This window comes from Microcystis sp. M165S2 (assembly GCF_020245885.1).
GTDB lineage: Bacteria > Cyanobacteriota > Cyanobacteriia > Cyanobacteriales > Microcystaceae > Microcystis.
Genome location: NZ_JADBTZ010000117.1, coordinates 1 through 9,448, shown reverse-complemented (window position 1 = coordinate 9,448; position 9,448 = coordinate 1). Strand labels below are relative to the sequence as shown.

7 protein-coding genes and 2 pseudogenes are annotated in these 9,448 nt (G+C 42.3%); 3 read left to right on the top strand and 6 right to left on the bottom strand.

Annotated features, from left to right (window positions below; all coding sequences use genetic code 11):
* Positions 1–137 precede the first annotated feature (137 nt).
* A pseudogene (locus IM479_RS06125) lies at positions 138–1,475 on the top strand (mechanosensitive ion channel family protein); the annotation flags it as partial.
* Here IM479_RS06125 and IM479_RS06120 read toward each other — a convergent pair.
* A complete protein-coding gene (locus IM479_RS06120; protein ID WP_287687442.1) occupies positions 1,402–1,905 on the bottom strand; it encodes a hydrogenase maturation protease in 504 nt (167 codons plus the stop codon). The pseudogene IM479_RS06125 and the gene IM479_RS06120 sit on opposite strands and share 74 nt — an antisense overlap.
* Before the next feature lie 138 nt (positions 1,906–2,043).
* A complete protein-coding gene (locus tag IM479_RS06115; RefSeq protein ID WP_287687440.1) occupies positions 2,044–2,685 on the bottom strand; it encodes a Uma2 family endonuclease in 642 nt (213 codons plus the stop codon).
* A 211-nt stretch (positions 2,686–2,896) separates the two neighbouring features.
* Here IM479_RS06115 and IM479_RS06110 point away from each other — a divergent pair.
* A pseudogene (locus IM479_RS06110) lies at positions 2,897–3,573 on the top strand (Uma2 family endonuclease).
* 23 nt (positions 3,574–3,596) lie between these two features.
* Here the strand turns inward: IM479_RS06110 and IM479_RS06105 are convergent.
* On the bottom strand, positions 3,597–5,009 hold the full coding sequence (locus IM479_RS06105) for an LCP family protein (protein WP_287687438.1): 1,413 nt from the start codon (positions 5,007–5,009) through the stop codon (positions 3,597–3,599).
* 303 nt (positions 5,010–5,312) lie between these two features.
* Positions 5,313–5,933 carry a GNAT family N-acetyltransferase gene (locus IM479_RS06100; protein WP_286824906.1) on the bottom strand — a complete coding sequence of 207 codons (621 nt, stop codon included), beginning with the start codon at positions 5,931–5,933 and terminating at the stop codon, positions 5,313–5,315.
* Between the two features lie 306 nt (positions 5,934–6,239).
* On the opposite strand from IM479_RS06100, the gene IM479_RS06095 reads away from it, so the two are divergent.
* Positions 6,240–7,481, top strand: a complete 1,242-nt coding sequence (locus tag IM479_RS06095) for an AmpG family muropeptide MFS transporter (RefSeq protein WP_287687436.1) — start codon at positions 6,240–6,242, stop codon at positions 7,479–7,481.
* Positions 7,482–7,509: 28 nt separating this feature from the next.
* Here the strand turns inward: IM479_RS06095 and IM479_RS06090 are convergent, their stop codons facing one another.
* The gene (locus tag IM479_RS06090; protein ID WP_286824904.1) at positions 7,510–8,934 is read right to left on the bottom strand and encodes a PP2C family protein-serine/threonine phosphatase; all 1,425 of its coding nucleotides are present in this window, start codon (positions 8,932–8,934) and stop codon (positions 7,510–7,512) included.
* A gap of 148 nt (positions 8,935–9,082) precedes the next feature.
* On the bottom strand, positions 9,083–9,448 hold a 366-nt coding region (locus IM479_RS06085; protein WP_287687435.1), incomplete at its 5' end, for an RNA-guided endonuclease InsQ/TnpB family protein.

Below are 9,448 nucleotides of genomic sequence, written 5' to 3'. Positions count from 1 at the left end.
TCTGCTCTTTCTTCTTCTTTAAGAGCTTTTTGTAAGTTTTTCTTTTCTTCTAAATCTAGGAAATCTTTAGCTGGCATAAGTAGAATTTTTCTCAAGTTACTATTTCTATTTTAGGTGGTTTAAGTGCGTTTTAGCTTATTACTTCTAAAGATGCCAAATTACACGCGGTAAGTCAAGAAGTATTGGCCGAACGAGCTTTAGCAAAGATTAAAGCGGCCATTGTCCGTTATCGTCAAGAACGTCAACCGGATAACCTCTTAAAAGATGCAGTTTTGACAGTAAGTGCTACCCTGTCCACGGTCTTAATTTTCTGGACGATGATTTTTATATCTTTGCGGGTTTTTCCCCAGATTCAGAGATTAATCACCTCCCTAGTTCCTGGGGTCGTATTCCAAAATTTTGAGATTATTAGTTCCCAGACAATAGGAATTTTTTCCCTAAGAGTTTTGCAATTTATCCGAACTCTAATTATTTTAACTATTCTCTATTTTTATTTAACTTTTGTCCTTCGTCTTTTTCCCTGGACTAGAAAATTTGGTGATGGTTTTTTGCAATACTTTTTCCGTGCTTTGGAAGTTTTTTCCCAAGAGATAGCAAAATATTTACCCAATATTTTTATTATACTGCTAATTATTTTTATAACTCACTATCTGTTGAGAGCAATTAAACCATTTTTCACGGCATTGTCAAGAGGAACTTTAGTAATTCATGGTTTCTATCCCGATTGGGCAAACCCAACCTATAATTTACTGTCACTGCTGATAATTGCCTTAGCTATAGTCATCGCTTTTCCCTATCTACCCGGATTTAATTCTCCTGCTTTTCAGGGGGTGTCGGTATTTTTAGGGGTGCTATTTTCCTTGGGTTCTACCTCTGCTATCGCTAACGTGGTGGGAGGAATTATCCTCATCTATACTCGCTCTTTTCAACTAGGAGATAAAATTTCTATTGGTGATGTTATTGGAGACGTGATTGAAAAAGGATTATTAGTCACCCGCATTCGCACACCAGCTAATAGAATTATCACGATTCCTAATTCATCGCTGTTAAACACCAATGTGATTAACTTTAGCGTTTCTCAAAGGGAATTCGAACAGCCTTTAATTTTGCAAACCACAGTCACTCTCGGTTATGATTTACCTTGGCGTAAGGTTCACGAAACCCTGAAAGAAGCAGCCTTAGCCACTAAATTTATTGTCTCAGAACCTGCTCCTTTTGTCTTGCAAACCAGTCTCGATGATTTTTATGTCAGCTATCAGCTAAATGCCTACACCGACCATCCTAGCAAAATGGTGTATATTTATTCTGAATTACATCAAAATATTCAGGATAAATGTAACGAAGTCGGTATCGAAATTATGTCTCCTCACTACAAGGCTCTCCGGGATGGCAATCACAGCACTATTCCTGAAAATTATCTGCCGGAAGATTATCAAAGTCCTGCTTTTGGTATTCAGTCAAATCCTCAGAAGTAATAATTTTCCTAATAGCTTCGATCGCTTTTGTCAAGCCCTTTTGAGTTATTGTTGATAATTCTTCACCAAATTCACAATTAATAGCAGGAATAAATATTCCCCAGGCCCTGGGAGTTTGTTGATAAATTGCTTGAGTTAATGCTAATAAAGAAGCGGGACTTTCTGCATGACCAAAATTATTCCATTCCGTAACTGCCGCTAATTTTTCTATCTGAATATCAGTTTGATTAGATAATACCGCATCAACAAAAATAACTAGGGAAGCATCAGCTATATCGGCTGCTAATTCAGGAGTCAATTGATGGGTAGCGATGACTTGCACATTAGTCCAATTCTCTTCGGCGATAATTTCGGCTATTCTCACTCCCACTCCGTCATCATTTCTTAAAGTATTACCGTAACCGATGAGCAGTATTTTAAAATTATTCATGGTTATAGCAGTTATCTTAATGATGAGGTACAAAGTGGAATTAAATATAAGATGAACGTAGGTTGGGTTGAAGCATGAAACCCAACGCCCGCTCATGTTACGCTACCGCTAACCCATCCTACAAATAATTGTGCCTCCCTACTTATAAAAATCTTCGAGATGTTGTTTTAGTTGACGAATTGCCATACTACTATTGCGATTGTCGGCAATTTCTCCACAGAAAGAAACTAAATTTTGTAGGTTAAAGTTAGGAAAATATTGACTTTGATGGCGCAGGATATACTCTTGATTATCTAGCCAATAAATATAGAGATTTTTCTGACGATACAACCAAATTTCAGGCACTTGATAAGGCAGATAGTCATCCACATTCGAGTAACTGGTGACATCAATTTCTAATACTAAATCGGGAGGAGGATCATTTACCCAGTCAATTCTGGCTTTCCCTGCTATAGCCGGCCAATGGTCAATATAAAAACTATAATCTGGTTCAATACCACTTGTTTCTGGTAATTCCATGGTTACGGGAGTAAAAGCCTCGTACTCACGCCCCAGATAATCCAATAAGGTGATGATAATATTAGCAATTAAATGGGCATCACGTCCATGCTTGGGAAGTGGAGACATAAGCAAGACTTCTCCATTGTGATATTTGATTTTAGGCCGAGAATTGTCACCCCTTTGCCGAGACAAAGTTTGATAATCTAGCCAAGTGGCAGGTAATCTCACTAAGGACCCCGTCGGTAGCTCGATTTTATCTAGTGAAACTAAAGCAAACATGGTGCAAGGTTTAAGGTAAATAAGGAACTCAAGGATTTAGCATTTATCTTAATGATGAGGTACAAAGTTTTCCTTGTGGGGAGTCAGTGGTCGATACCAAATTAGGTTACACTTCATCTTGACCAGAAACGCTGTAAAATAAGTATAGGATATCTTCGATGCTCTCGATACAAAGCTTAACCTAATCGATAAATTAACTGAGTCTGGTAATATGCTATCGACTAACACAGTTTCCTCTAATATTATTCCCCCTCTCGAAAGTGGTGATAGATTAACCCTTCCTGAATTCGAGCGCCGTCAATGACACAGCTAAAAAAAGCTGAATTAATCGCAGGAGTTGTTTATATGGCAGCTGCGGTGAGAGCCAAAAACCACGGTAAACCCCACGCTAATCTTATCGGTTGGTTAACTGCCTACGAAGTGGCGACACCGGGGGTAGAAACACTGGATAATACTACTGTGCGACTGGATGGGGATAATCAACCACAACCAGATGCTTTATTAAGAATAGAAACCGGTGGACAATCAAGCATTAGTGAAGATGGTTATCTGGAAGGCGCGCCGGAATTAATCGTGGAAATTGCCGCTTCTACTGCTTCCTACGATTTACACGAAAAACTCAAAGTTTATCGTCGTCATGGAGTGCAAAAGTATATTATCTGGCGAGTTTATGACGTTCAATTGGATTGGTTTCGCTTAACTGATGGGGAATATTTGCCCCTAGAATCAAATCAAGATAATATCTTTTGCTCCCAAGTCTTCCCTGGATTATGGCTAGATAAAAATGCTTTATTATCGGGGAATTTAGCCGAAGTTTTGGCAAGATTACAGCAAGGAATAGCTAGTGAACAACACCAAAATTTTTGTCAAATTTTGGCTAATAAATAACCCAGATAAACTTGATTTTTTTCTTAGTTGCCTAGGGATGGCTCAGAAAGATTAGCTGATTTTTCTTGCCAATCTTGACCGATTTTAATCGTCACATCAGAAGCGAGATTCCCCGTACTTTCCACCAAAACTTCCCCGACACCAAGGCTATTATGCAGGGCAGCAGCCAGGGAATTATCCCCTTTTTGAGCAATAATTTTGGTAGTTTCTAGAATTGGCGATGAAGACTTAGAGACAAAAACATTTTCATAACCAAACGAGCGCAGATATCTGACTAGAGCTTGCACCGCTTCTGGATTATCGATGCTATCTTCCACAGCTATGCGAGTCGGTTGCGTGGTTTCCTCAATGTCAGCCATAAAAGAGCCGTGGTTAAAATGTTGAGCCACTAGCTCTTGAATTTTACTTTGATTGGGCAACCAATAACTGATCCCTTGCCGACCATCACCATTAAAGTCTCCCGGTAGCAGTAGCATTTGCACATCAGCGCGCTGAGTTTTAGAGGCAAAACCGGCTAGAGCGAGTAACTCCTCTAAACTGAGATTAGTATCGATATGAGTGCGGATAACCTCGATAATATCGGGAATTTTCAATAAAGTTGCTGGTTTTAGGGTTTGTTCTACTAAAGACCGCATTAATTGCTGTTGTCGTTGGATACGACCGATATCGCCGTTAGCATCGTAACGAAAACGGGCAAACTGGAGGAATTTCTCGCCGTTGAGGTGTTGTTCCCCTTTTTTCAGGTCAATGTAGAGGTGTTGACTAAAATCTTTGTAGTTCATGTCTTTGGGAACATATACCGTCACCCCCCCCAAAGCATCAATTAATTTTTCCACACCCTGCACATTAATGCGAACATAGCGATCGATAGCCACTCCGTCCAAAAGATGACTAACCGTTTCCGCCGTTAAAGCAGGTCCACCGAGGGCGTTAGCTTCATTGATTTTTTTCTCCCCGTAACCCTCGATATCGGTGCGGGTATCCCGGGGGATGGAAAGCATGGTTAACTTCTGTCTTTGGGGGTCAAAACGCAGTAACAGCATGGTATCGGTTAAACCATCCAAGGAATTAACCGGGGCATGATAACCCAGATCTGGGGTTTGTGCCTCCTTGACATCGGATGTCAACACTTTCGCGCCAACTACCAGAATATTAACGGGGCGGTTGAGGGCGGGAAGTTGCAGATTTTCATAGGATATCGCCTGCTGATTGTTAAAAGCGGCGGCTTCTTGGGGACTAAGAGCAGCTTGTCGCAAAGGTGTGGAGGAGAGAGACACAGCCAACATAGCCCCCGCCGTAGCGGAAACTAGGGCGCAGCCAGTTAAGCCTAGGGCCGTCAGGAACCATTTACCGGACAATCGCCGCTTTTTAACAGGTTTAGCCGCTAATTTGCTTGATTTTCCGCTTTTAAGCCTTGATTTTGTCTTATTAACCACAAATTGCCTCACACGGTCACTAAATATCTCCCTAAAACCATATTTAAAGAGATGAACTATTTTTTTTCTCAGATACCCGGAAAAGATTATTAAACTAATCGGGTTTTCTAGAGAGTTAGCAGATAATATAGCAGAATTTTTCCTTATAGTTCTTCTGCATCGCAATTTTGGAGAAATATCTAGGGTTTGCAGCAAAAAGTTTTTTATGGGAGCGGGAAGCGGGGAAGTGGGGTAGTGGGGTAGTGGGGAGAAGAAAGCTGCCTTTTGCATGAGTGCATGAGTGCATGAGTGCCTCCTATCTCCTCAATGGCTGATTTTTTTGTGCAGAAATAACTTTTGTGGTCGATTAAATAACCAATTGATCAACCAACCGTCGGTTTTTTGCAGACGATAACCGCTACTTGAGTACAGTGACTGGGCCGCTAGATTATTATCGAGAACATGGAGGGAAAGTTCCTCAAAACCCCATTCTCTAGCGATCTGTTCACACTTGAGCAGCAATCTCCGGGCCAGACCGGCACGCCGGCGATCGGGACTAACGGCTAAATTAGAAATATAAGGAATGGGAACGGCTAAAAAAGAACTAGATTTTAAGCCGATTTCCGCCGTAGCGACAATAATTTCCTGAGAACCCGTGGCGGTGACGCTGGTTTGACTGACTACCAGACAGTGATAGTAAGGGGTATCGGCGCGCAATCGTCCCCGTAAGTCCTCGTAAATGCCCAATTTAAAGATAGGACGCAGAAAAGACCAATAATTGGCCGTGGGGAAAAAACTATCGGTGAGAATTTCCGCCAAGCTTTTGAGATCTTGGCTTTGGGCCAAACGCACCTCGACGGTAATGGTGGCATTGTCACCGGTCGCTTCCGAGTCGGAGGGATTAGACAATAGGTATGAGATAAAACAGGAGTCCACTTTAATCACAGGAGTCGGCAGGGAAGGTGGGGATGGCAGTCCTTATCCGGGAAAGGTAAATAGGGGTGGGAGCTAGTTGGGAGAATCAAGCATCTATCTTAAGGAGAATACCGCAATTTTTCAAGACTACTGAATCAAAATCTCATCCATTCTACTGCCTATAGCCCCAGTTGGGGGAAAGACTGCTATTTTTCGGGAATTTTTTTTGATCGCCGGGCAATGGTTAAGATGGGATGATGCTGGTCAGAACTAATCTCTTTCTTTTTGGGTCAATTAACTATATTCTTTAATCTAATCTATCCTCCTATCCCCTCCATGATCAAAGAAATTTCCGCTTATTTGCAAGTGTTCCGCAGTCAAAAAATGGCGGCTTTGTTATTCTTAGGTTTCGCTTCTGGATTGCCCTATTTTCTCACCGGTCGTACCCTGCAAGCTTGGATGACCACCGAAGGAGTTGATCTGAAATCGATCGGTTTATTTAGTTTAGTCGCTCTCCCCTACTCTCTCAAATTTCTGTGGTCTCCCTTACTCGATCGCTATCTTCCCCCCGTGCTTGGTCGTCGTCGCGGTTGGATTTTAATCGCTCAAATTTGTTTAACTTTAGCGATTGGTTTCATGGCTTTGCAACAACCGCAACGATCTTTAGAATTATTGGCAATTAATGCTTTACTGATTGCTTTTTTTAGTGCCAGCCAAGATATTGCCTACGATGCCTATCGCACAGATATTTTAGAAAAATGGGAGATGGGTGCAGGGGTGGCGATCGGGGTTTTAGGTTATCGTTTGGCTTTAATTTTAACTGGTTCGATCGCTTTAATTTTAGCCGATCACTTTCCCTGGCCTCTCGTCTATCTTTTCCTAGCTGGACTGATGGCTTTAACGATTATTTGGTCTTTTTTCGCCCCAGCTACTCCCCCTAGGTATGATACTCCTCAAACTCTTTTAGAGGCGGTTTGGTTGCCTTTCCAAGAGTTTTTTCAACGCTATCAAATAGGTCAAGGAATCAGCATTCTCGCCTTTATTGTTCTCTATCGTTTAGGGGATGCTTTAGTTAATAATATGGTGACTCCTTTTCTCTTAAAAACTGGTTTCAGTCAAACCGATATTGGGGCGATCCAAGGCGGTATGGGCATGATTGCAACTATGGTGGGAGTTTTATTAGGTGGTTCCCTGTTAAGTCGTTGGGGAATTAATCGATCGCTCTGGATATTTGGTGTCTTGCAAGCTGTTAGTAATTTAGCCTATTTTATTTTAGCAAATTTAGGGCAAAATTATCCTTTTATGGTCTTAGCTATTAATATTGAAAACTTCTGCGGTGGCTTAGTCACTGCCGCTTTTGTGGCTTTTTTAATGAGTCTTTGTAATGCTCGTTTTACCGCTACTCAGTTCGCCCTTTTATCAAGTTTAATGGCCTTTAGTCGCGATATTTTAGTAGCCCCCGCAGGAGTTTTAGCTGAGGCGATCGGTTGGCAGTGGTTCTTTTTAATCACGGTAATTGCCGCTTTACCCGGGTTAGCTTTATTGCCTTTATTTGCTCCTTGGCAAGAGCAGAATTAGGCTAATTTATGAGCTAGGAAATGATAATTTATTCCTCCGATTTCACTCGCATAACTACTAAAGTCATATCGTCGCTACTGTCATTTCCCAACCCAGTAAAAGCGGCAACTTTCCCAAATAAATATTCTAGAATCTGTTCGGGATCGGTGTACTGTTGACAGGCTTCTTTAACTGCCGATAGCCAATTTTTCTGCTCAAATCTTTCCCCTTTCGAGTTAACTGCATCGGTAAAGCCATCGGTATAATAAATCAGCGTATCTCCCGCTTCTAATTGCACTTGGGCATCATCATAGATAGAATCGGCCTCTAAACCAACTAATGTCCCTTCCGTGTCGAGAGGCTCTAACTCTGCCGTTTTGGCCCGCCACCAGAGGGTGGGATAATGGGCAGCATTACTGTAGCCAAGACGGCGCGTCAGGGGATCATACTCGGAATAAAATAATGTCACGAAACGATGAGAATTATCCAGATCGGCATACATAACCCGATTGAGATGACGCAAAATCTGGGCCGGGGAGTGACGATTTAACACTTCCGCTCGCAACATTCCCCGGGTCATGGTCATCAATAATCCTGCTGGGACACCTTTACCCATGACATCACCAATGACTATACTCCAAGGAGCGGTACTAGCTTCCATTTCCGCCTCCCTTGCCGGTTTAAATTGATCGTAGTTGCAGGGGATAAAATCATAATAATCGCCACCAACGCGATTAGCCGTTTTACAGTGGGCTGCCAATTCTACCCCCTGAATTTTCGGACATTGCCGGGGTAAAAGACGATTTTGGATTTCGGAAGCGATTTCTAACTCTCGATCCTGACGTTCCTTGGCCCGTAATTCCAGCGTTAATTCATTATTAGCTATAGCCACCGCCGTTTGATCGGCCACTAGCTGCAACAGTTTACGACGGGTGGGTGTCCAACCATAATCGGGATCGCGACTGAAAACGTATAAACGTCCCCGCTCACTATTTTTTACCAAAACAGGTGTACTATATACCTGCGTACCCTGTCCGAGAGTTTGCCGGATTTTATGGTCGAGACTATCGAGAAGCGATCGACTATTTCTGTTCTCAAGTGCCGGTTCTTGGTTTAATTGTCGGATAATTGCCTCTAATTGTCGGCGTAGTTCCCCATTAATTTGATTATCTTGGCAATGGAGTTGATCGAGCGCCACTTGACCGTTATTTTTGCTCAAAATCAATGCCCCTCCCTCCGCATCTGCCACTCGTGCGGCCATCAAGGGGGTAAGATCGAGGAATTGGTTTAAATTATTGAAACTCCGCAGGGCAAACCCGAGGGAACTTAAGAGATTTTGAACTTTGTTTTGTTCGCGATATAAACTGGCGACTAACTCTTTTAAGGCTAAAATTGGCTTGATATCGGTAGTTTGATCGCCCATATTGACGGTGGCAGTGGTGAGGGTGTCGCTCGGTTCCGGCTCAGAAAGCATAAAATGATTTTTGTGGCGGTGACATGATTATAGCTAGATAGTCATTGGGTGATGACCTGTTTAAGTCTAACAGTATAGTGGATCTTTTCGTGACTGCCACAATTTAACCCTGATGTTTTACTATTTCTGTTTTTTGACGCTCCCCGCTCTAAAGAGACGGGGATTCTTCGTTCATTGAGTCTCCGTTAGCAAGCAGGATTTCTCCAACCAACCAAGAGGGAACCTCTCCCGAAGCGTTTAAAGTTTGCGTGCGCCCCACGCTACTTAATCCCTTTTGCAAGATGTTTAAAGCGGCGTTTCTATCTCGACAATCTGTGTATCCACAATGAGTACAAACATGGTTTCGAGTAGATAGCGACTTTTGGACTTTTTGCCCACAATTAGCACAATTTTGAGACGTATTATGAGGTGAGACAGCTATAGTTAACTTGCAGTATTTGTCCCCAAAATACTCTAGCCATTGCCTAAAAACAGACCATCCTGCATCGGTTATCGACTTCGCTAAATGACGATT

Excerpts from the sequence above, each read along its gene's own strand:
- IM479_RS06120 (WP_287687442.1), bottom strand. The coding sequence starts at position 1,905 with ATGAATAATTTTAAAATACTGCTCATCGGTTACGGTAATACTTTAAGA.
- IM479_RS06115 (WP_287687440.1), bottom strand. The coding sequence starts at position 2,685 with ATGTTTGCTTTAGTTTCACTAGATAAAATCGAGCTACCGACGGGGTCC.
- IM479_RS06095 (WP_287687436.1), top strand. The coding sequence starts at position 6,240 with ATGATCAAAGAAATTTCCGCTTATTTGCAAGTGTTCCGCAGTCAAAAA.
- IM479_RS06090 (WP_286824904.1), bottom strand. The coding sequence starts at position 8,934 with ATGCTTTCTGAGCCGGAACCGAGCGACACCCTCACCACTGCCACCGTC.